The organism is Ruminococcus sp., assembly GCF_045129435.1.
In the GTDB taxonomy this organism is placed as follows: Bacteria; Bacillota; Clostridia; order Oscillospirales; family Acutalibacteraceae; genus Ruminococcoides.
This window is the reverse complement of sequence record NZ_JBGVJL010000197.1, coordinates 91,391-114,402: the sequence shown is the minus strand read 5'-3', so window position 1 is coordinate 114,402 and position 23,012 is coordinate 91,391. Positions and strand designations below refer to the sequence as shown.

Annotated in this window: 17 protein-coding genes and 1 tRNA gene; 3 read left to right on the top strand and 15 right to left on the bottom strand. The window is 37.6% G+C overall.

Translation table 11 applies throughout. The features are described from left to right. Positions 1-114 precede the first annotated feature (114 nt). Both metG and ACJMMI_RS10000 read left to right on the top strand, forming a co-directional pair. Positions 115-2,061: a methionine--tRNA ligase gene (gene metG / locus ACJMMI_RS10005; protein WP_405355386.1), complete on the top strand. Its 1,947-nt coding sequence runs from the start codon at positions 115-117 to the stop codon at positions 2,059-2,061. 612 nt (positions 2,062-2,673) lie between these two features. Continuing rightward, positions 2,674-3,321: a signal peptidase I gene (locus ACJMMI_RS10000; RefSeq protein WP_405355385.1), complete on the top strand. Its 648-nt coding sequence runs from the start codon at positions 2,674-2,676 to the stop codon at positions 3,319-3,321. Positions 3,322-3,961: 640 nt separating this feature from the next. Here ACJMMI_RS10000 and ACJMMI_RS09995 read toward each other — a convergent pair. Then, on the bottom strand, positions 3,962-5,653 hold the full coding sequence (locus tag ACJMMI_RS09995) for a glutamine--tRNA ligase/YqeY domain fusion protein (protein WP_405355384.1): 1,692 nt from the start codon (positions 5,651-5,653) through the stop codon (positions 3,962-3,964). Between the two features lie 29 nt (positions 5,654-5,682). Next, complete coding sequence (gene gltX, locus ACJMMI_RS09990) at positions 5,683-7,140, bottom strand: glutamate--tRNA ligase (protein WP_405355383.1); 1,458 nt, start codon at positions 7,138-7,140, stop codon at positions 5,683-5,685. 283 nt (positions 7,141-7,423) lie between these two features. On the opposite strand from gltX, the gene ACJMMI_RS09985 reads away from it, so the two are divergent. Then, positions 7,424-7,500: transfer RNA gene (locus tag ACJMMI_RS09985), tRNA-Met, on the top strand. A 781-nt stretch (positions 7,501-8,281) separates the two neighbouring features. Here ACJMMI_RS09985 and ACJMMI_RS09980 read toward each other — a convergent pair. The 13 genes from ACJMMI_RS09980 to ACJMMI_RS09920 form a co-directional block, all read right to left on the bottom strand. Beyond that, positions 8,282-8,947 (bottom strand): hypothetical protein, encoded by a 666-nt coding sequence (locus tag ACJMMI_RS09980; RefSeq protein WP_337781501.1) that lies wholly within the window; start codon positions 8,945-8,947, stop codon positions 8,282-8,284. 139 nt (positions 8,948-9,086) lie between these two features. Next, positions 9,087-9,863, bottom strand: coding sequence for a hypothetical protein (locus tag ACJMMI_RS09975; protein WP_296152965.1), 777 nt, complete (start codon positions 9,861-9,863; stop codon positions 9,087-9,089). Between the two features lie 213 nt (positions 9,864-10,076). Beyond that, positions 10,077-11,657: a DUF3991 domain-containing protein gene (locus tag ACJMMI_RS09970; RefSeq protein WP_405355381.1), complete on the bottom strand. Its 1,581-nt coding sequence runs from the start codon at positions 11,655-11,657 to the stop codon at positions 10,077-10,079. A 2-nt stretch (positions 11,658-11,659) separates the two neighbouring features. After that, a complete protein-coding gene (locus ACJMMI_RS09965) occupies positions 11,660-11,971 on the bottom strand; it encodes a hypothetical protein (RefSeq protein WP_295047201.1) in 312 nt (103 codons plus the stop codon). A 391-nt stretch (positions 11,972-12,362) separates the two neighbouring features. Beyond that, positions 12,363-13,262, bottom strand: coding sequence for a helix-turn-helix domain-containing protein (locus tag ACJMMI_RS09960; RefSeq protein ID WP_405355379.1), 900 nt, complete (start codon positions 13,260-13,262; stop codon positions 12,363-12,365). Between the two features lie 96 nt (positions 13,263-13,358). Further along, positions 13,359-13,775, bottom strand: coding sequence for a topoisomerase C-terminal repeat-containing protein (locus ACJMMI_RS09955; protein ID WP_405355377.1), 417 nt, complete (start codon positions 13,773-13,775; stop codon positions 13,359-13,361). A gap of 15 nt (positions 13,776-13,790) precedes the next feature. Then, on the bottom strand, positions 13,791-15,209 hold the full coding sequence (locus ACJMMI_RS09950; RefSeq protein ID WP_405355375.1) for an Ig domain-containing protein: 1,419 nt from the start codon (positions 15,207-15,209) through the stop codon (positions 13,791-13,793). Between the two features lie 7 nt (positions 15,210-15,216). Next, positions 15,217-17,646, bottom strand: coding sequence for a VirB4-like conjugal transfer ATPase, CD1110 family (locus tag ACJMMI_RS09945; RefSeq protein ID WP_405355373.1), 2,430 nt, complete (start codon positions 17,644-17,646; stop codon positions 15,217-15,219). Continuing rightward, the gene (locus tag ACJMMI_RS09940) at positions 17,627-17,950 is read right to left on the bottom strand and encodes a PrgI family mobile element protein (protein WP_405355371.1); all 324 of its coding nucleotides are present in this window, start codon (positions 17,948-17,950) and stop codon (positions 17,627-17,629) included. The genes ACJMMI_RS09945 and ACJMMI_RS09940 overlap by 20 nt, the downstream gene beginning before the upstream one ends. A 12-nt stretch (positions 17,951-17,962) precedes the next feature. Further along, on the bottom strand, positions 17,963-19,396 hold the full coding sequence (locus ACJMMI_RS09935) for a hypothetical protein (protein ID WP_405355369.1): 1,434 nt from the start codon (positions 19,394-19,396) through the stop codon (positions 17,963-17,965). Between the two features lie 59 nt (positions 19,397-19,455). Next, complete coding sequence (locus ACJMMI_RS09930; RefSeq protein ID WP_405355367.1) at positions 19,456-19,803, bottom strand: hypothetical protein; 348 nt, start codon at positions 19,801-19,803, stop codon at positions 19,456-19,458. Positions 19,804-19,885: 82 nt separating this feature from the next. Beyond that, positions 19,886-20,863, bottom strand: coding sequence for a hypothetical protein (locus ACJMMI_RS09925; RefSeq protein WP_405355364.1), 978 nt, complete (start codon positions 20,861-20,863; stop codon positions 19,886-19,888). Continuing rightward, positions 20,856-22,982 carry a VirD4-like conjugal transfer protein, CD1115 family gene (locus ACJMMI_RS09920; protein WP_405355362.1) on the bottom strand — a complete coding sequence of 709 codons (2,127 nt, stop codon included), beginning with the start codon at positions 22,980-22,982 and terminating at the stop codon, positions 20,856-20,858. Before ACJMMI_RS09920 ends, ACJMMI_RS09925 begins: the two co-directional genes overlap by 8 nt. Between the last annotated feature and the right edge of the window lie 30 nt (positions 22,983-23,012).

The window sequence follows — 23,012 nt, the reverse complement described above, 5'->3', positions numbered from 1 at the left end:
TTTGCCAAGGTCGGGGATTTTTTCTGTTTACTTTCACTTTATTATTGCAATTTTTGTATGATATTGGTATAATATAATATACAGCTCATTTGCTGAAAAGGGAGGAAATTAATTATGTGTCAGAAAAAACCGTACTACATCACGACACCAATCTACTATCCATCAGGTAATCCGCATATCGGACATTGCTACACTACTGTTGCTTGCGACTCTATCGCTCGTTACAGACGAATGCAGGGCTATGATGTAATGTTTCTTACGGGAACTGACGAGCACGGACTTAAAATTGAGCAGAAAGCTGCCGAAAAGGGCGTGACTCCCAAGGAATATGTTGACGAAATCGTAAAGACATTCAAAGGCCTTTGGAGCTTTATGAATATCAGCTACGACAGATATATCAGAACCACAGACGATTACCACATCAAGACCGTTCAGAAGATTTTTAAAGAGCTTTACGACAAGGGCTACATTTACAAGGGTGAATACTCAGGTAAATACTGCACACCTTGCGAAAGCTTCTGGACTGAAAGCCAGCTTGTTGACGGCAAATGTCCCGAGTGCCACAGAGAGGTTACCGAGGCTAAGGAGGAGGCTTACTTCTTCAAGATGTCACCGTTTGCCGACAGAATTGAAAAGCTTCTTACCGAAACCGATTACTTACAGCCAAAAACTCGTGCAACTGAGCTTGTAAACAACTTTATCAAGCCCGGTCTTGAGGATCTTTGCGTATCAAGAACCACATTCAAATGGGGTATTCCTGTAACCTTTGATGATAAGCATGTTGTTTATGTGTGGATTGACGCACTTTCAAACTATATCTCGGCACTCGGTTTTTACAACGATGCCTACAAAGATTTTGACAAGTTCTGGCCTGCCGATGTACATATGGTAGCAAAGGATATTATGCGTTTCCACGCTATCATCTGGCCTGCAATGCTTATGGCTCTCGATTTGCCGCTTCCAAAGCATCTTGCAGTTCACGGCTGGATTACATTTAACGGTCAGAAAATGAGTAAATCACTCGGCAATGTTGTTGACCCGTTTGTACTCGGTGAAAGATACGGTGCAGACGCTATCCGTTACCACATCCTTCGTGAAATGGCTCTCGGTGCAGACAGCTCATTCTCTAACGAAATTATGATTAACCGCATCAACTCCGACCTTGCAAACGGCTTTGGCAACCTTGTTTCCCGTACCGTTGCTATGGTTGAAAAATACTTTGGCGGTACACTTCCAACCGAGCGTGAAAGCGGCGAATTTGACGATGACCTTATCGCAACCGCTGCCGCACTCAAGGCAAGCGTTGACGAATATATGGATAAAACTCAGCTTAACAACGCACTTGCTGAGATTTTCAAGGTGGTTTCCCGTGCCAACAAGTACATTGATGAAACCGCACCTTGGGTAATTGCAAAGGACGAAACCAAGAAAGCAAGACTTGCAACTGTCCTTTACAACTTGCTTGAAACTATCAGAATTACAGCTACACTTCTCTCTGCATTTATGCCAACCACAATGCCAAAGGCACTTGAGCAGATTGGTGCTTGCGAAAAGTGTGCTACCTATGAAAACGCAGACAAGTTCGGCGTTCTTCCGCTTGATGTAACAGTTAAAAAGGGCGAGGCTCTCTTCCCGAGAATTGATGTTGAAAAGGAAATCGAAGAGCTTAACGCTATCATTAAGAACAACGAGCAGGCTGACGAAAAGACAGCAAAGCTTAAAGAGGAAATCGAGGGTGTTGCTCAGATTGGCATTGACGATTTCTGCAAGGTTGACCTCAGAGTGGCTGAAATCAAGGCTTGCGAGCCGATTAAAAAGGCTAAAAAGCTCTTAAAGCTCACAGTATTTGACGGTGTAAAGGAAAGAACAGTTGCCTCAGGCATTGCAAAGTACTACACACCTGATGAACTTATCGGCAGAAAGATTATTCTTGTGTCAAACCTCAAGCCTGCAAAGCTCTGTGGTGTTGAAAGCTGCGGAATGATTCTCGCCGCTACCTGTGGCGAAGATGTAAAGGTCATTTTCGTTGACGATATGGAAGCCGGCTCAAAGATTAGCTAATTTAATTGCTTAATAATTCACCTCTGCAAAATTTCGTGCAGAGGTGATTTTATTTGTCTGACATCAACAAAAGCATTGCCCGAAAAATTTTGCTGTGCTATAATAAAATTGATTTTTATTATGAGTTAGATAAATTAGTGTTTAGTAGAAAGTTTCGGATAAATAACAAAAAATTTAGGTCAAGCCTTTTTAAAGGCTTGCGGGTATGGGCAGAGCCCATAAAATCTTCCAATATAACAATTTATCAGACACAAACAGCAACGCTGTTTGTGTGCCAAAGCAAGCTTTGACAAAACAGGCGGTAGCCTTTTAATAAAAAATGATTATAATGGAGAAAGAATATCTTTTCTGTTTTGTGTTGCTATCGCATTATAAGGCTTTCGCCATTGTGTTCAAGCCGCCAAACAGCAAGCTGTTCGGCTATAAGAATTTTGCATAAACTTAAAGTATTTGTGGGCTTTGCCCACACCCACAACCTTTGAAAAAGGTTGACCAAATTTTTATTTTCGAGTATAAAGTCTGTGCTAATTCAAAGAAAATTTCCCGACCGTTGCTAAACCATAATTTATCCCCAAAAAATTAGCATAGAACCGTAAAATTAAGGTGATTAAATTGGAAAAGCTTAAAAGAAACAAAGCTGTGCGAATTTTGCTCGCTATTAAAAATATAATTTGCTGGATGCTGATTGTGTGCCTTGCATTTTTGATTGTAATGATGATTTACTCCCGCATAAAGGGCGAAGTACCGTCTGTGTTTGGCTACTCAATTTTGCGAGTATCAACCGGCAGTATGGAGCCTGAGCTTATGGTGGGCGATGTTATTCTCGACAAAGATATTGACGATGTGCAAAGTATTAAAGTTGACGATGTTATAACCTACAGGGGCAGTGGTGAGCTTAGCGGTATGTTGATTACCCATAAGGTGATAAAAGCACCGTACCTTGCCGAGGATGGCACATACTATTTGCAGACAAAGGGCATTGCAAACGAGATTGCCGACAAGGAAATATCCGCCGATAAAGTAGTTTCTGTTATGGTGTGCAAAATCCCACAGCTTGACGCATTATACAACTTTTTTCTGTCGCCATGGGGACTTGTTGTATTTATAGTGCTTATAGTGCTGATTTTCTTCGATGAGCTTGTCGCATTTGTAAGAGCCTTGACAGGCAACACAAAATCAGCAAAAGACGCTACAGATATTAACGAAATAATTGAAAGATTGTCCGCCGAAAACAAGAATAAAGATGATAAGGAAAAATAATTCTGTTTATCATTACAGCGTAATAAAAAAGTCAAAACAAACAGGTGTCATCAAAAATTAGATAACACCTGTTTGTTTAGGTTCTTCATAAATAGTTGGGGGTAAATTATGGTTTAGCAGAGAGCTTTGGAAAATAAACAAAAAATTTAGGTCGAGCCTTTTTAAAGGCTCGTAGGTTTGGGCAAAGCCCAAGAAAAGTTGTTTTTATTTCAAATTTTCAAGCACAAACAGCAACGCTGTTTGTGTGCTAACGCAAGGTTTGATAAAACAGGCGACAGCCATTAAAAAGAAATACTTCATTAATAAATAATAAAGAAAAACGGCTTTTTGTGTCGCTGTCGCAATTATAAGGCTTTCGCTGTTGTGCTCAAGCCGCCAAACAGCAGGCTGTTTGGCTATCAAAAAAATTCCGTAAACCGAAAGTATTGTGGGCTTTGCCCACACCCACAACCTTTAAAAAGGTTGACCAAATTTTTATTTCCGAGTAGAAATTTAGGCAAATTTCAAACCTTTTTACTCCCGACCGTTACTAAGTCATTGTCAGGAACAAGAAAATTAAACTATCTTCTCATAATAAAAATAAAAAACAAGCGGCAAAATTCATTCTGCCGCTTGTTAATAGATTTTTGTTAAAGCAAAATTATTTCTTAAATCCGTCTTTTAAGCTTACACTTCTGTTGAAAACAAGGTGCTCCGGTGAAGAATCTTTGTTATCCACGCAGAAGTAGCCAATTCTCATAAACTGTAAGCTCTGTGGAGCAACGGCAGTTTCGAGGTTTTTCTCTGCTTTACAGCCTGTAAGCACCTCAAGTGAGTTTGGATTGAGGTAGTCGAGGAAGTTTCTGTCGCCTGTATCCGGATCAGGAACGGTAAAGAGGTTGTCGTAAAGTCTTACCTCGGCATCGGCACAGTTGTTTGCGTCAACCCAATGGATTGTGCCTCTCACCTTTCTGCCGTCAGGTGTGTTGCCGCCTCTGGTTTCAGGGTCATACTCGGCATAAACCTCAACAACGTTGCCATTCTCGTCCTTTTTACAGCCTGTGCACTTTACAATATAGGTTGACTTGAGTCTTACCTCGTTGCCCGGATAAAGACGCTGATACTTCTTGATTGGCTCTTCCATAAAATCGTCAGCCTCAATAAAGCACTCTCTTGAGAAAGTAACGGTTCTTGTGCCGTCCTCAGGGCGGTTAGGGTTGTTTTCAACCTCAAATTCCTCGGTTTTACCCTCAGGATAGTTTGTAATAACAAGCTTAATCGGATGGAGTACGCACATTGCACGCTTTGCGTTTTCATTTAAATCATCACGCAGGCAATGCTCAAGAAATCCGTACTCAACTGTGGAATTTACCTTTGAAACGCCAATTTGTTCTGTAAATGAACGGATAGACTTAGGTGTGTAGCCTCTTCTTCTGAGTCCGCAGAGTGTAGGCATTCTCGGATCGTCCCAACCGCTTACATAGTTCTTTTCAACAAGCTCACGAAGCTTACGCTTTGACATAACTGTGTTGTTAATGCCAAGACGGGCAAACTCAATCTGACGAGGCTTGCTTGGAGCCGAAATATTGTTGATAACCCAATCGTAAAGCGGACGGTGAGCCTCAAACTCAAGTGAACAAAGGCTGTGAGTAATGCCCTCAATAGCGTCCTCTATCGGATGTGCAAAGTCATACATTGGGTAAATGCACCACTTGTCGCCTGTGCGGTGGTGTGTAAGACGATTAATTCTGTAAATAACAGGGTCACGCATATTAAAGTTGCCCGATGCAAGGTCAATTTTTGCACGAAGAGTCATTTTGCCGTCCTCAAATTCGCCGGCTTTCATTCGCTCAAAAAGGTCAAGGCTTTCTTCAATAGGTCTGTCACGATACGGACTCTTTGCCGGAGTCTGAGTGTCGCCTCTGTTTTCCCTCATCTGCTCAGGTGTAAGCTCGCAAACATAGGCAAGTCCCTTTTTGATAAGCTCAACAGCGTACTCGTACATCTGGTCAAAGTACTCAGACGCAAAGTAAAAGCGATCCTCCCAGTCAAATCCGAGCCATTTAATATCCTCTTTAATAGCGTCAACATACTCTACATCTTCCTTTGTAGGGTTTGTGTCGTCCATACGAAGATTGCAAATACCGCCGAATTTTTCGGCTGTGCCAAAGTCAATGCAAATAGCCTTTGCGTGGCCTATGTGGAGGTAGCCGTTTGGCTCAGGAGGGAAACGGGTGTGAACCTTTTTGCCCTCAAATCTGCCGCCCTCGGCAATGTCCTCCTCAATAAATGTATGAATAAAGTTACCGCTTGGAGTTTCGGTAGCTTCAGTATTTTTAATTTCTTCTGCCATATAATATACCTCTTTTGCCGATGTATTACTTATTCTGCAAGAATTGCCAAACCTTTTTCAAGTCTTGCAAGTGTTTCATCTCTGCCGAGAATGTCGAGAATTTCAACTGCACCGCCCGGTGTAACCGTCTTGCCGGCAGCCGCAATTCTTACAGGCCACATTACTGTGCCGTTTTTAAGCTCCTTTTCAACAGCCATATTGATAAGGCAATCGTGAATTGAAGTTTCGTTCCACTCAGGCATAGCCTTTAATCTCTCGTAAGCCTCTTTCAAAACTACAGGTGAGTTTTCAAGGTTTGTCTTGCTCTTCTTGTTTACAAAAAGCTCCTTTGTGTAGCTTGGAAGCTCAGCGAAGAAATCAATCATTTCAGGAATCTGAGTAAGCTGAGTTGTACGCTTTTGGAGAATTGCCGCAAACTTTTCGTATGGCATTTCCTTGTCGCCAAACACCTTTTTATAGTAAGGCATAGCAAACTCGGTGAATTTTTCCGGAGTCATAGCCTTGATGTACTCGCCATTGAACCAGGTGAGCTTATCATAGTCAAAAATAGCAGGCGACTTGCTGATACCGCTGATGTCAAATGCTTTTTCAAGCTCTTTAAGTGTGAAAATCTCCTGATTGTCCTTAGGACACCAGCCAAGAAGTGCAATGTAGTTGATGATAGCCTCAGGCAAATAACCCTCGTCAATCAAATCATAAAAGCCGGTTGCACCGTGACGCTTTGAAAGCTTTGAAACATTGCCCTCAGCGTCCTTGCCCATAATAAGTGGGAGATGAATATAGGTAGGAATTTCCCAGCCGAATGCCTCGTAAAGAAGGTTATACTTAGGAGTAGAGCTGAGATATTCACATCCACGAACAACATGGGTGATACCCATTGTGTGGTCATCAATAACATTTGCAAAGTTATAGGTTGGATAGCCGTCAGTCTTAATCAAAATCTGATCCTGCAATTCGCTGTTTTCAACGGTGATTTCACCGAATACAGCGTCAACAAATGTTGTGCTGCCCTCGATTGGCATTTTTTGACGGATTACATATGGAGTACCCTCGGCAAGAAGTCTGTCGATTTCCTCCTGTGGCAGGTCACGGCAATGTCTGTCATAGCCGCCGCCAACTGTGTCATCTTGTAATTTTTCAAGTCTTTCCTTTGAGCAGAAGCAACGGTAAGCTTTGCCCTCCTTGACAAGCTGCTCGGCATAAGGAAGGTACATATCCTTTCTCTCCGACTGAACATACGGGCCAAAGTCACCGCCAAGGTCAGGGCCTTCATCGTGCTGAAGACCGGCAAGCTTTAAGGTATTATAAATAACATCAACCGCACCGTCAACAAGTCTTTCACGGTCGGTATCCTCAATTCTCAAAATAAATTTGCCGTTCTGAGATTTTGCAACAAGGTACTCATAAAGAGCAGTACGCAGGTTGCCCACATGCATAAATCCTGTAGGACTTGGTGCATATCTTGTACGAACTGTAAGCTCAGGCATATTTTTACCCTCTCTCTATAAAAAATTAGCTTTATTCTTTATTATATCAATAATGGCGGTACTTTTCAATATTTTACAAGCTTTTTTATCCTACATTAAAGAATAATTTTATCAATGCTTAAAAACATAGTAATGTTATGTTTAAAGTAATAGAGTAACAGCCGATTTTTATGTTTGAATAAAATAAATGTAAAAAAGTTTTTAAAAAGTCTTGACAAAATGATAATAAAGGTGTATTATAATAGAGCTGTGAAGATACAGCGATATGCAGTATCTTAAATATCGCGGGATAGAGCAGCTCGGTAGCTCGTCGGGCTCATAACCCGAAGGTCGTCGGTTCAAATCCGGCTCCCGCAACCAAATTAAGTAAAGTGATTTAAATAGCCGCAAAGCTACTTAAATCACTTTGCTGTATAATTTTTGTAAATTAATTAGAACTGAAAACATCAAACATCTTTCCTTTGGTCTTAGATTATGCTAATCACTTAGTAATCGTGTGTGGCTCACGCAATGCTGCGATTTATGAGTTTTGCATACTATATGTTGTAAGCGGACAAATTGTCCGGTTATGAGCATACGGTATTTGCACAGCCAAGTATTGAACAGGGAATATTATCTCCCTTTCACCCTTTTATTTAACATTGTTCTAGTCAACATTGTAGCAATAATGTTACTGACAATATTGGCTCGCTTCTCGCAAGAATGTTTCGCAACATTCAAAAGTGCATATGGTCACGGCGTAACTCTGAGAACAATAGGTGTACTGATGTTCGAAGTTTTGATTTATTTAGTTTTGTGTATAAAAAAGACCTGCGTCCGACCGTTGTCAGAGCAGGCAAGTAAAAGTTGACAGTTTGCTTATTTTGTGTTATAATACACTATAAATAAGCCATAACGCAACTGAGTACTTCCAATACTCTGTAGCGGGACACCAAGATATTTTATGGATATTTTGGTGTCTATGGACTTTTATGTCCTTTTTACATAGATTATTATACCATATATTTCCTGTAATGTCAATGTTTAAAGTATATTTTATTATAATATTTTTGTATAAGTAAACAGTTTTGTTTACTTTTTTGTTTTTAAGAGAAAAAGGCTTCACTTGTTTTAGGTGAAGCCTTTTTCTGTTTATATTACCTTATGTTGAAGGGTAAACGCTTGTATCTAATACTTCTCCTTCGCTATCCTTTACTATATATGTACAAGTTATAATTTCGCTGTCATCATTTTTCTTTAGTAGTGCTTGATAATATACACTCTCATAATTAATTTCTTGGTTATGCGAATAATCTGTATATGGTAAAGTGTACAATAGAGCACGGTTTTGGTCATCGTCAGAACTGTGCTCAGGCTCAGTTTCTTTAGGAACTTGATACTCAACAATTTCCGAAAAATCATCGTTGTACTCTATTCTATCTATATACATATCGGCTTGTTCACGCTCTATAAGCTCACACAACTTATTCTTTTGGTGTTCCAGCAACTGGTCATACTTGTCTTTTTCGACTGTAATAATCATACCTCCGGTTGACACTTTTTCTTTGCTTATTATGCCGCACTCCCTGTCTTCATTAGTAAGAATTAAATCGCTATCTGTAGGTAACCCTCCTGCCGGAAAGCACGAATACGGCAAATGAATTTTATACTCTGTTGCTTCTGTTGGTGCTTCTGTTTGAAGTGCTGTTGTTGCAACAGTCTGAGATGATGCAGATGTATCTGATTCAGCTGTGGTAGTTGTTCCATTGCAAGCTGTTAAACTTGCAATCAAAGCAGTTGCAATACATAAAGCTATAAGTTTTTTCATTTTCTATTCCCCTCTTTGATTTTTGTATCTAAAGAGTATCACAACATATACCTTATGTCAAGCAAAATATAACAATTTGTGAAAAAATCGCAACAAGCAATTTTGTTTGTTGCGATTTTTCTGTAAACTTAGGTTAATATTATTTTTGTTTAATTATTTTAGCTCCAGCAGGGGGCTCATAGTTAGCTTCGTAATTAGTATCGCCTTGTACATATATGGAAAAGTGTCCGATAGTAGGAGCATTCATATAATCTGATTCATTTAATACTTGGTTAGCTTGCGTTTGGTCCAATATCGGGGTAACTTGATGCTTTAATACAGTGTTAAAGTTTGACCATTTCATAGTGCAGAGATTGTTTATATAATGTATGTATTCAGTATCATATTCATTTGAGTACTTTTTGTTACTAAAAAAAACGAAATGGGGGATCGTAACATTGAAATGTTTTTTCCCAAAAACTTCAGAATTGCGACACTCAACAACCCCGGCATATTCCATATTTTTAGCTTCTTCTGGATTTAGCACTATCCAATCTTTAGGACAAATCAATACACCGTTTTTAATGTCATATTTTTTGTACTCTTTTTTTTCATCTTCTTTAACTATAATGTCTTTGCCTTCGTTTAAAAAGTTTGCTATGTTACAATAGGCGTTATAACTTTCAATCAAACTTTTTTTATAGAATTCTTCGTGTGGAGATAATAATCGTATTTCCTGTTCAATACTCGAGATTCTCGACTTTATAAAATCAAGAAGTTCTGCTTTTACTCTATCAGGAATATTGAGAAAAGTATCCATTGTATGATTGATTATCTTACCCAAAGAAGTCGGTTTATCCAACTTTATTCTATCAAGTAATGCTTTGTTTTCTTCGCTAAGGTTAATAGTTGATTTATAAGTATTTTTAGAATTCATATATATACCTCCTTGTTGCTTTAATAATAGCATACATTAATATTCTTGTCAATACCGTATTTTTATTTTTCGGCATACATAAATATTCTTGCAAAAATATTAAGAGCATATTTTAATGTTGTCTAATATGAAATGCTTATGGTATGTATGCAATTCATTCGCTTTTTAGAGAAGAATAAAAAAAGTATATAATTAATAATAAATACAAAAAACTCATTTCTTTAATGTATTACAGCGAATGTTTTGTTGTATCATTGCCGATAATTCTTCCGTTACACTCTCCCCAACAGACTCAAATCTTGTACAGGCATAGCCTTTTTCACTATACTTCTGCAAAAAATGTCTGCTCGTTTCAATGTCAATTTCTTCGCCACCGAGCTGAAAACATATTTGATTAACATCAGGATTTTCGGCAAGAAAATTCTGCAAAGCTGTATCATCAGTTCCGCCAAGAGATAATCTTGTTGAATTGAGCCACTCACGTTTACTGCGAAAAGTAAGGTTGCTCATAGTTGCGTCAGCCAATAAGTCAATCGGGGATTTATATACAATAACTTTACTTTTATCATAACCTTTTAAGTAGAAGCTATTTTTTGTTGACCCCGATACACTAACAGAATTATCGTTAATGCTTACGCTATAAGAATAAACAGGTGATCCACCTCGATTATGACCAACAAAAGAAATATTCTCTGCATCTGAGCAAATATAATTTTTGTTAATCAGCGTAGTAACAATTTCGGGTGCTATACCGAGCTTCTCCGTTAAGTAAGTATAAGCTGCCTGATTTTCTTTTTCTGTTGGTAGCTGTAAAGGCAAGTCCAGCATATTGTGTAGTTCAGCATATCTGCACAAATCTTCGTTGTAGTCTTTTGTGCGTGGCAGTATTGTATCAACACGATAGCCTTGATTTTTATACTTTTCGGAAATGACCTCACAAGCTTTTCGGCCTGCGAGGTCATTATCTAATCGTAAGTTTATATGTCTGACTGTCGGATGATTTTGCAAAAAAGTTTCTAATGCTCTGTCAGATACACCGGCAAGACTTAAGCGTGTAGCGTTAAGCCATTCTTGTGGATTGCCTGTTTCGATATTGCACATTGTTGCGTGTGAAAGCAAATCAATAGGCGATTCAAATACATCTACCGTTGTATTGTCCTTTCCCATAACAAAAAATGATATACTCTTATCTGAACCGGGAGAGTCTTTTCTGTACTGCACTTCCGTTAAAGTGCCACGCACAGTAGCATATGCAGGCAGTTTATTTGTTCCGTAACCGACAAACACACAGTTGTGCATTACATCCTCGTATAAATACTTTTTGTGCATAAGCTCATTGACTATTTCAGGAGCTATGCAGCGAGTTTTCGTTAAATAAGCAAATACTCGTTTGTACTTACCTTGTACAGCTACCGGCATTTGCAAATCTTTTTTTAGTTCTTCCGGAGGAAGCTGCTCCGCTTTTTTGTATTGCGGTACTGCAACGGAATTACTTTTGTTCACATTAAAAAGTGTCATCAGGGCTTCTTCGTATGACTTGTTTTCCACTTTCATCATAAATTCTATAACATCAGAACCACCAAATCCTCTGCTGTTCCAATACCAACCTCGTCCGTCAGCACGCACAATAAAGCTATCGTGTTCCTTGCAACGCATCATAGTGCCTGCTTTCGTAAAATGATAGCCATATGTTCTTTCCAAGTATTCGAGCGTGGACATCTGTTTTGCCTGCTCCTTTTCCTCCCTTGTGAAATTGTAATATTCCTGCCCGTCACGGCTTTTTATAACCTTCATAATTAGTCCTCCTTGTTATTATTTCTGTCAGCTTCGGCAATTCTTTTACGCATTAAATGTAAATGAAAAGTCAGTGCTATGACAGGTAATGTGTTTATTAAAATAAGTGTGTTGTTTCCAACGCATAAGCCGACAACCGTAATAATTGCAACAATAATTGCAGAAAAAAGCACCAACTTCTTAATTGAAATCGGTGCTTTGTCCTTACCCGCCATTTTGCTGTATGCTATAAATCTAAAGTGCAGTTCCCAGCGGTAATAATTCACCGCAATTAGATAGTAAATGTAGAATATTGAGATTATTATTATGCTCATAATTACCTCCCAAGCGGACAATTTGTCCACTAACAAAAAACAGCCACAGAAAAGCTCTGCGACTGTTGACATAAATTTTTGATTGTGATAATATAATAGTGTAAAGAAACGGTTTTAGCTGTTTCGCTTACAAAATGGTTATATTAAATGACAACCGCCTTGTATTCGCAGTACAGGGCGGTTATTTCTTTCTTATGTTCTTTATGATTTCATTTACTACTGTCAAAGCAATAGCAAATGTGAGTAATAAAATTACATCAGTCATTAAGATACTCACCCCCTTTCGCAAGGGAGCTGAAACAGCCGCCACCGTTTCCTTACTTGAACATTATATCAGACAATCAGCATATTTGCAAGATAACCAGCAGAATAAGAAAAACGCAATACAAGTTCATTTTTTGCGCTTGCTGTGCGAGTCATTGCATTTGAACGGATTTTTTAAGTGATATAAGGTTAAATTACATCTATACTTTAAGTATAATCTAATTCTATTCTTTTTTCTGTTGGTATAAAAGTGGGTACTATCATATGTACTGCAAAAAAATGGACTACCCCTTGTTACAAAAAATAAATTTTTCCTACTTTTCCTCTTGACAAATGCAACCGTTTGTTTTACACTTGTAAGTGAAGATGCATATGCTAATTTATAGCATATATTTAGACCTTGTCGAAGTAGTGAGCGGCAAGGTCTTTTCCTTTTTCTCCTAAATTTATAGGTATATTTCAAAGGAATAACCTTGTAATGATTATCAGAAAAGCTGCCGTCACTTTTTTTAATTCTATACTTCCTTATGAGTTTCATTGAAATAAGCTCCTTTACAGTCTTAACTACAACTGTACGCTTAATTCCTAAAGCGTTGGCAATATCATTAAAGCTGTTCCAACAACGCTTATTAGATGGATTCGCAGCCTTGCAGAAGAATAAATACATTCTAAACTGAGCTGATGTAAGTTTATGCTTAAATATTTTACGGTCAACAAAGAAATAGTTTTTTCTCATAACCGGCAGGGTATATACATATGCGTCCAGCTTATGGTAATCGGCATAATAGCGTCTAATAGCTCGAATATAGCCGTATAAGGAAAGTTTGGCAATAGCCGATGAAACTGTTCGTGCAGAAGAAAAGCCGCAAATACGGGCAATTGTGGCTTGATTTACCTTGACATACTTCTGACCTCTGTATATCGATTTAGAGCGTAGCGAATAGAGAGCTGCAAGGACTTTGATTTCTCCGGCAGAGAGCTTACCTCCAAAAATATCGTTAGGCATTTTAAAAAGATTTCTGTTCATAAATTCACCTCGTTCCATTAATACAATAGGCTTTTTTAGTTGTTCTATATCAGAGCAATTAAAAAAGCCTGTTGTTTTTTCAACAGACTTTTTGACTTACTTCGCATTAGGAAATTCAAAATGCAACTTTGCTGTTTTGGTATCATAACGCAGAACTGCACTGAAAGGTTTACCGGTCTTACTTTTAAATCCGCTTATAGTTTTTGTTCTGTGTTGCCTGAGCAACATAATAAGTTGAGTTGCAGTCAATTTTTTACCACAAATCAAGAATGGCAAAGAGAATTGACATCCATTTTTATACTGTGAGCAGTAGTAATTATTCTGCCCTTTTATTATGGCATTGCCACAAATAGGACACTTTTCTCTTTCAACATTAGATGAAGAAACATCATCTTTTTCGTTGAACGCATACCATATCGTCGCATATGGGTGCTCCTCGGTGAATCTGTCAATGTTATCAAAATCGGTTGTGTAATGATTAATGTTTTCCTTGGTTGTATAGCAAATTACCATAGAATTTATATCTCCTTATTCGATAATTAATTTTGCTGTATATTCTCTGCCTGTGCTGTTATTGGTTGCCGTAATAGTAACCGTTGTTCTTGATTTTGCTTTAATTTGTATTCTATTTGTTCCTCCGCCTATTATTTGAACTGCACTTGGGTTGCTAATATTGAATGAACAGTTATTTGCATTAATAAGAGTAAAGGTGATCACCTCATTAATATTACAATACTTTTCAGCCGGTGTTATGTATACACTGTCTTGAGTTTCCTTTTCTTTGACTACAACAGTGCAAGTTGCAGAATGATTACCGGCAGTTGCAGTTATATAAGCTGTACCCGCAGAATGGGAAACTACATAGCCGTCATTTACTGTAGCTACATTAGAATTTGATGTGCTCCAGCTGACTGACTTATTTGTTGCATTTGAGGGAGTTATATTAGCAGATAAGTTTATACTTTCACCCGCTGTTAAAGTTTTTGAAAGATAATTAAGTGATATACCACTTACCTCTATATCCTTACTCTGATTGCTTGAGTAATTATATTCGGGCTTGCTTACTGTAACATAACTATGAGAACCTGAGTTATTTCCACCGTTGTTATTCTGATTATCATTTGAGTTGTGATTGTTGTTGCTTTGATTATTATTATTTCTACTCTCGCTCTTGAAACGACTTTCTTCTTTTGTGTCGTCCTGATGGCTATTGCTTACGGTAGCAATGGCAGCAGTTGCAGGTTGAGTATTGTCGGCTGCAACAGTTGCAACGGACACTGTTGCCTGTGCAGGAATGGTTACACTTTGGATTGATACAGGTTGAGTTTGATTAGCTGTAGTAGTAACAACTTCTGTAATACTTGATGTTGTTTCTGCTGATGGTTTATCCGTTGCTTTATTACAGGATTTGACACACAGTGCAACAACAATCAATACCACAACAGCTACAAAAGGAATTAACAGTAGCGGATTAAATTTAAAGTCTTTCCTCTTTTTCTTGTTCTTGATTTTTTTCGGCTTTCGAGTCGGTGTTTTCTTAGGTGCTTTTTCTACAGGCTTTGAAACTTCTTTGCTCTCATTGTCAATGCCGGTCACAACATTATCCCCTGTTGATTCAAGTATCTGAGCGAGCTTAGCACTTGATATTGCACCTTTAATTACAGAAGCAGACGGGAATATTCTGCTCTCGTCTGCTTCTGCCAATACTACTATTTTGATGTAGTTGTATGTATTGCCTATCTGTTCGGTTATCTGCGGCAAAAGATTATTATAATCTACTGCCGTATCAATAATTATTGCATTAGGTGTATAGCGAGTTCCAATTTCTGTAACTAATGTTTGAGATACTGTATTAATTACACCTATGGTTTTAGTATTTTTCAGCTTATTAATAATATCTGTATATGCTTTGCCGTTGACCCTGTCGGCTACAATTAATACATTCATTGTATCATCACTCTTTCTTTTGGTCAGCCATTTTGGTCGAGAACAACTTGTACACAGCTGAATTTTTATTAATCTGATTATCAAATGGGATTATCTGCTTACCATTCTTAATCAGACCTTTGCCGGGCTCATCAATATCAAGATAAGCCGCCTGCTTTTCTGATAATTTGAACATACTCTTAATCTTATCTAAGTCTGTTTCATTCTGAGCCAGCATAATACAAAAATTGCTGTTTTGTAGCATTTTTGTTGCCTGCGGGCTTTCCATAACTTCTGACATATTTTGTGTGTAGCCTGACGCTACACCTCCATACTTACGAATTCTTTTATACACGTTTTCGAAGAAATCGCCTGTTCTAAACACACCGTTTGTATCTCGGAAGAACATAGAAAACTCATCCGTAGTAAACCAAGTACGAATACCTCGTTTTCGGTTTTCAATAACCTTTTGCCAAATACTTTCAAGAATTACAAGAGAGCCAATGTCAGAGAGCTGTTTGCCCATTTCTTGTACATCATAGATAATAATCCTCTTGTTAAGGTCAACATTGGTATGGTGAGCAAATGTGCTGAAGTTACCTTTAACATACAGTTCAAGTTTAAGTGCCATATCCTTTGCTTCATTTTCGGGCTGGGCAAGCAAAATGTTGTAGAAATCTACGAGCGTAGGCAAATATTTTTTGTCACCATCATTAGCCAAGAATTCTTGATACACTAAGTTTACACATCTGTCAAGTACAGTTTTTTCGTTTGCAGTAAGCCCAGAGCCTTTTACACATTCGCAAAATGTCATTATAAAGTCTGTCTTTAGAGCAACAGCAGATTGACCCTCGTCTGTATATGTTATATCAGTATCAAATAAGTTTATATGCGTATTTGTGTTTGGCGAAACAGTAATCACCTGTGCGTCAAAAGCATTATTCTTAGTCATTGCTGCCATATATTCCCTCTCAGGGTCAAGAAAAATAAATACATCATCAGGATACTTCAATGCTCCGTTCAGAAACTCCAACTTGCCTGCCATTGATTTACCTGCACCCGAAGTGCCGACAACAAAGCCGTTAGCGTTAAGTCCCTCACTTCTGTCTATAATAATCGGCATATGCGTAATCTGATTAATGCCGTAGCATATTCCCGACTGGATAATATTGTTTTGATAAGTAAAAGGAATGAGATTCGCTACCTCATCAGTAGTGAAGTAAAACGGCTGCCCCAGCAAAGTTTTATCATCGGACAAAGCTGGCTGAGCAAACGGCAATATACACTGCAAACCTTTTTCTTGAATTGCAGAGCCTGTCAGTATATCAAGTGTAACCTGATGTCTGCGAGCTGTTTGCTTAATATAATCTCTTAGGTCATTGAGTTCTTTAAGGCTGTTAGCTGCAACATAGATATACATAGCAAATTCAAACAAATCACAGTCTGTAGATGATAATTTTTCCTCAAGAGCTTCAAGCTCTTTTTTTCTCCTCTGCAAAGACCAAGGAATGAAACTACTACCACCACTTGCACCACTACGCTTATAATTTATCTCAAGTCTACGGTCAATTCTACCCTGTAGGTCATTCATCTGTTCCTTGAGAATATCAAGACTCGTGTCCTTTTCAAGTCTTGAAAAATGCTTACTGACAATGATTTTAGAAGAATTGTCAAGCAAGTCCATAACAAACTCATCATCACAAGTTCTTGAAAACCTTTTTGCGAACATCACACAAGAATAATCTAAGCCGACTTCATTGTATTTGGAAGCAAACTTAAATGATGACGGTGCAAGATAATCTTTAAGATTTACATCTACATTGAAAAAAGATGTAGGGAGTAAAAACTGTTCAGGATTAGAAAAGTGGTAAATGCGATGAATGATTTCAAAACTTTTCTCAGGTGGGAGAAGTTCAGTCTTGATATTAATCTCAGCAAACTGAGCTGCAATTTCATTATAATGCTTAAAAAGCACATTGATACTATCCATTTTCACAACAGGCTTAAATGAAAGAGCACCATATATTTGCTGTTCACAAGAGCTGTTCTCGGCTTCTGCGATGATAGCTTTCTGCTTCTCAACAAAGCTATCATATATTTCTTGAGTACAAACACCATTGTATTGCGGAACTAAAGCATCTACATAATTATTAATGTCAATGTCTGTATTAACAATAAATTCTTGATATTTAACCTCAGACGGCAAACAGTTAAGAAGTTTTTGATACCTTTTGTATATGCCGTTACGCTCATTATCTTTAAACACCTTATAATCAATGTTTGGAATATAAAAAATCAGGGAATAGGTATCACCTATACGAAAAATGCCATTATCATAAATCTCGTCAAAAGGAATAGTATCCTGAGCGGTTTTCTTTACTTTTTTAGACTGTGATTTTTTTCTCTGCGGGTTTTCTTTTTCCTGTTCAACATATATTTTACTCGTCGTTTTCTTCATAGTATTTAGCTCCTTTGCTTTGGTAAGGTCTGTTAATCGGACCTTTCATACACACAATAAAATGTTTGACAAGGCTCATACCATTCACTCTGACTATACTTACAAGAGCAGTAGCAACTACCTCTAAGAACACAAGTGTCATAACCAATTCAGTTGGTAATTTTAGAACGAATAACAGTATAACAAGTGTAGCTGTTACTATCACACCGCCTATTGCTATTCCTATAATTTGCTTAACTGTCAAACCAAACATCTTTTCATTTGGTCTGACAGTCTGCTGTTTTGTCATTTGTACTTTTCTCATATTAACCTCCCACTACACTGATACTAATTCTGTCAAAACTTTTGGTGGCTTTCTAACAATATGACAACAAGCTATAAGAATTAAAGCTGTTGAAAAATTTTTACCGAACCAAGATAATACGCCCTGTGCAGTTGAAGCAGATGTAAGGCTATCACTTATCCATACAGTGCCGACAGCATATACTGCTGCTACAAAAAGCAAATAACAACAAGTAGATAAAAACGCTGCCATAAATTTTTTAAAATAGGGTCTTGTTTCTTCTCCAATTAAAGTAGAAAAGAATAATGGAGAAATAGTAACTAATGCTGTTATTTCAAATCCTCTCGCAATAAGTTTAATAACAACGCTAAGTATGCAGAATATAACAACACCTTCAAGTATTAGTTCAGGCAAACTGTGTGAAAAAGAAGTAATAAGATTAATAATAGCTCCTATTCCTCCAAAAGCATCGTTATCGACCACAGATTGATTGCTGCTCGCATTATATGCATCAAAAATAGTCTGACTGTATGTAAATGTATTTATAACTTGAGCAGTTAAGCTATTAACTATAGCTAAAACATATATACAAATGTTAATTGATACATCAATCCACACTTTAATAAGCAAGACTCTTGCAAATATTTTAAAAAGACCTTTTGTTTCCATTAGTTCAAACTGCAAAGCTGAACGGGAAACATTTATGCCAAACAACACCGCCGCTAACCCATAAGCAAAAGCCTTAATAATAGGACTTACCGTATTAGCTATATCTTTAATATTATCTGAAGTCCAGGAAACACCGAATAAATATGATGTAGATGTAGAACCTGTACCGATTGCTTTAATCAGCACACCGAGTTCATTCCACAAAGTTGTAAATATCTCATATCCGTTTTTTCCAAGAATTTCAACAGTATCGGAAGCAGTAAATTTTGCTGATGTATAAGATGAATAAATTTTAGTAGTTAATTGATAAAGTTCATTGTATTTATCCGTGATGTTACTAATCATATTTTGATATACTTCAGTTGTAACTTCTTTACCATTTACAACAGGAATATTACTACTTCCACCACAAATTTGAGCCACATCATTTATTAAATTGCTTATTTCTGAATATAAATTATTCCATTCCGAGCCATAGTTCGCTGCTAATACTTGGTCACCGTTCGCACGAATATAATTAAGTTGATTAACAATATTCTGTTCGGGATTGGTATTTACCAAATAACCATTGAACTTAGACGATAAATCATAAGCATTGTTATAACATCTTTTTCTGACTTCGGACCAATCACTTTTATCTACAAACGAATGAAAATAGCTTGTATCAACTCTATCAAGAACAAGTCCCCAGGAAGTTGATACCGCAAAAGCCGAAACGGAAGATATTGATAATAATGTAATAACAATAAAAACAATGCCGATTATTTTACGGTTTGTTTTTTTATTAAGTTGTTTCAAAAAACCACCTCCATTGTGGGCTGACATAAATATACAGCCCACAATTTTTGTTTTGCGAATTATAAAAATATGTATCTTACCGCAACGCAAGCAGCACCGCAAACAGCACCTGTAATTACGGCAGTAAGACCTGAGTTAAATCCACGCTTATCCTCATTAGCCTGACCTTCAGCCATCGCCTTGAATCCAGGAATACAAGAGCAAGCAATAATAAGAATGCCTGCTGCCCAGAATATGATGTTGAGCAGGGCATCATAATTGCTTGTGTCAACACCTTCCGGAGCACTACTACCACCTCCTTCAGCAGCAAAAGCTGTAGCGTTAAGTGCAATTGTGTTAGCAGCAACAGCTACAGTCGCATATGCTTTGATAAGATTTTTCTTTACTTTCTTAACATTGATTTTCATTTTTGAAAACCCCTTTCTAAAAAATTAAGCGGACAAATTGTCCGCTTTTATAAAATAAAAAAGAGAGCATTAAAACTCTCCTTTATGACTTATTTATGTGATTTTGTGTACTAAAACTGTTGCTTGATTTTTTTAGTAACTCAAAACCTTTTTTACTAATGTCAACAGCAATAGAAACCCCGGCTGTAGCTGTTGCCGCTCCCGTCTTAGCAGCCGCATTTACCGTTGTTTTAGCAGCCTTAGTAGCTACTTCGGCATTCTTTTTTGTTGCTTGTGCTGCTTGTTTCGCTTTTTGTATTTTATCTGCCGCTTGCTGCATATTATCAGGTGTAACTTTTGTAATTTTGAGATTTGTCTTAATACCTTTTCTGTCCTGCTGGGCAAAATAGGTATTAAGTTTATCAGTCGGCTTTGCATTGCCGTTCTCATCTACGCTAATAAACTCATACTTTTTAAGCATATCAAACATTTTTTTCATAACGGGGTTATTATCAAAGGATTTGATATTGAGTGTATCTACATACCTAAATACATTTACATCATCTTTAGTTCCGGTAAATTCTACCACGGCTGTATTTTTAAAGTTTTCGTTGTACAATGTATTCTTGATGTTTTTTTCGAGCTGCTTTTTAAAATTCTCTGAATTGACCAGCTCTTTGCCTTTGTCGGTAAGAGTATAGATTACATCACTCTCGGCTTTCGACCACTCACGCTTGAGCAAGCCGTCTTTAACAGCGTTGTTGTATGTATCCATTACATTATTTAAGAGCTTTTCGTCATCCTTACACAGTTCAGATATAGCTTTTTCAGTGATTTTGTCTGTGTCAGCATAAGCAATATCAGTGAATTGCCCTGTTAGCTTAATATTGCTTGACAATTCATTTACATTATTGCTTTTCTGTTGCACGGATTGTTGTGCTGTTTCGGTTACAACATTATGATTTTTTCCGTTGTTGCCGTAAATCGTTTTATTAATAATGATTGATGTTGCTTGTTGCACTATGCCTTTAACAGTTTGTGTAGCAAACATTGTCTGAGCAGTATCTTCAACACTATTCATTTACTTGTTGCATCTCCTTTATTTTTTCAACTACAGGACTTATGTCAAACATAAAATCGTCCTCATAAGGCTCATCTGAAAAATCCTGCACAGGAGGTAACTCTCCGTTGTCAACACTTTCGCAGTATTCCTCATATTCTTCTTCTGACGGTTCTTCATTCGCAGGAAGTTCAATCTGAACATTATTACGTTCAAATTCAGCTTCAAGCTCTGCTTGCTCCTGCTCTTTCTGTATTTCGACTTCTTCTTCATATGCTTTTATTTCTTCTTTAGATTGTGTATTATGCTTATCATACATTTTATGATATTCAATTAATCGTCGCTTCCATATCGGCATATACACAACAGAAACATCTGTACAATTATGCACATACTCTTGGTATTTCGAGCCACACTCGGCAAAGCGTGGGTGAGAGGGAGTATCGAATTTTGGCAAATAAACAGGGTCTTCATATCCAACGAAAACTATGCAGCTTCCGCCATATTTTCGAGTCTTGCCTTTAGGCTTAATTGCCTTTTTGATTTCGTTAGGATAGAGCAGAGGTCTTTCAATATACGCTTCGGTATCCTGACCACCTCCACCATTTGACATTCCTCTGTTAAAACTTCTGCTATCACCACGAACAGTAATTTTATCGAGCTTAGCGGATACATATTCGAGTGTATCCTTATCCTTTGAGCCAAGCAAAGTGAAAATATCACAGTTACCGATGATAGCTTCGTATGTTTTTTCGTAGATAGCCTTAAGCTGTGCAAGACCTTGCAACACAATACATATTCTTATGTTGTAGCTTCTTACAACAGAAAGAATTTCATTGAAGGAAGGTACTTCACCTATGTTCGCAAACTCGTCCATTTCACAGCTTACAAGCAATGGTAAACAGCCGTTGTACTTCGTATCAGCTATATACATAAGTCGCTCAAACAGCTGAGTATAGAAGATATTTGAGATTGCCTTGTATGTGTTTCTTGCTGCGGGTAAAATAAGAAATATTACAGTTTTTTCGACACCAACCATATCAAAGTCCATCTCATCAGTTGATGTGATTGCGTCCAAATCGGTAGTAGCAAACAGCGTGAGTCTGTTAGATAATACTTCAAGAACCGAAGCCATTGTTTCCTGTGGCAAGCCTTGAAAGCCTGTCCAACTGATTGTGCCAAAGTCATTCGGATTTTTAGCAGCGTGCTTGTTCATACATCTTGCAAGTTCACAAGACATATCAATCTGATTATTGGAATACGCTACACTATTTACTAAACGAACAACTCTGCCGAACGATTTTATTTCTGTATCGTCTTTAAAAAGGTAAAGCATAAGCATTGAAAGAATTTTTTGAGCGTCACCGCTCCAGAAATCATCTTTTTCGCCCTCACCTTTTGTATTTTTCATAAACAGGTCAGACAATGAAAAAACATCTTGTTCTGATTTAAGATACACAAAAGGATTGTAAGAATTACTGTAATGCAAGTCTTTGAGATTTAGCACTCTGACCTTGTAGCCATTTGCAATAAGCATACGGGATAAGTCACGATACAACTCGCCCTTTGGGTCGGTAACTACATAGCTACCGAGTATTTGCATTATATGCGGCTTAATACCTCTGAACGTCTTACCTGCACCTGAACCACCAATCATAAGCTCATTGAGATTGGCAGTTTTTGAACCGTCGATTGGCACATAAAAATCTTTTGCAACAGGAATTGCTTTTTCAGGATTTGAAAATTCTTCTATCATCTCATCATCAGCCCATTTGGCAGAACCGTGTTCCATTCCCTTGAAATCATTTCTGTCTGCTGATAAAAGCATTACCCATATTAATGCAGCAGCTATAAGATAGACCCACCATAGCGAAAGATGTATCTTTAAAATTTGCTTAATTATCTCAATTCCAAACGGCAAAGAGAAATCAAATGAAAACATATTGCTGATAGCTGTCAGCAACTGAAAAGCCTTCATATCTTGAACAGTGATATGATTCGTATAAGCGTAATTAAGAACCGAATAAATACCTAATGACACCAACAGAAAAAAGATAACAAACATAATGCTTAGCATAATAATCATAGGTTTTTTGCTTTTCTTACGATTACGCAAGATATTTTGACTTGGTTGTGACAATATGACCATCTCCTTAAACAACAAAAGAGG

Bases quoted from the DNA above. Each gene is read 5' to 3' on its own strand.
- metG (WP_405355386.1), top strand. From the start codon at position 115: ATGTGTCAGAAAAAACCGTACTACATCACGACACCAATCTACTATCCA.
- ACJMMI_RS09940 (WP_405355371.1), bottom strand. From the start codon at position 17,950: ATGAGAAAAGTACAAATGACAAAACAGCAGACTGTCAGACCAAATGAA.
- ACJMMI_RS09965 (WP_295047201.1), bottom strand. From the start codon at position 11,971: ATGAGCATAATAATAATCTCAATATTCTACATTTACTATCTAATTGCG.
- ACJMMI_RS09975 (WP_296152965.1), bottom strand. From the start codon at position 9,863: ATGAATTCTAAAAATACTTATAAATCAACTATTAACCTTAGCGAAGAA.
- ACJMMI_RS09960 (WP_405355379.1), bottom strand. From the start codon at position 13,262: ATGAACAGAAATCTTTTTAAAATGCCTAACGATATTTTTGGAGGTAAG.
- ACJMMI_RS09955 (WP_405355377.1), bottom strand. From the start codon at position 13,775: ATGGTAATTTGCTATACAACCAAGGAAAACATTAATCATTACACAACC.
- ACJMMI_RS09950 (WP_405355375.1), bottom strand. From the start codon at position 15,209: ATGAATGTATTAATTGTAGCCGACAGGGTCAACGGCAAAGCATATACA.
- ACJMMI_RS09945 (WP_405355373.1), bottom strand. From the start codon at position 17,646: ATGAAGAAAACGACGAGTAAAATATATGTTGAACAGGAAAAAGAAAAC.
- ACJMMI_RS09925 (WP_405355364.1), bottom strand. From the start codon at position 20,863: ATGAATAGTGTTGAAGATACTGCTCAGACAATGTTTGCTACACAAACT.
- ACJMMI_RS09970 (WP_405355381.1), bottom strand. From the start codon at position 11,657: ATGAAGGTTATAAAAAGCCGTGACGGGCAGGAATATTACAATTTCACA.
- ACJMMI_RS09995 (WP_405355384.1), bottom strand. From the start codon at position 5,653: ATGGCAGAAGAAATTAAAAATACTGAAGCTACCGAAACTCCAAGCGGT.
- gltX (WP_405355383.1), bottom strand. From the start codon at position 7,140: ATGCCTGAGCTTACAGTTCGTACAAGATATGCACCAAGTCCTACAGGA.
- ACJMMI_RS09980 (WP_337781501.1), bottom strand. From the start codon at position 8,947: ATGAAAAAACTTATAGCTTTATGTATTGCAACTGCTTTGATTGCAAGT.
- ACJMMI_RS09930 (WP_405355367.1), bottom strand. From the start codon at position 19,803: ATGAAAATCAATGTTAAGAAAGTAAAGAAAAATCTTATCAAAGCATAT.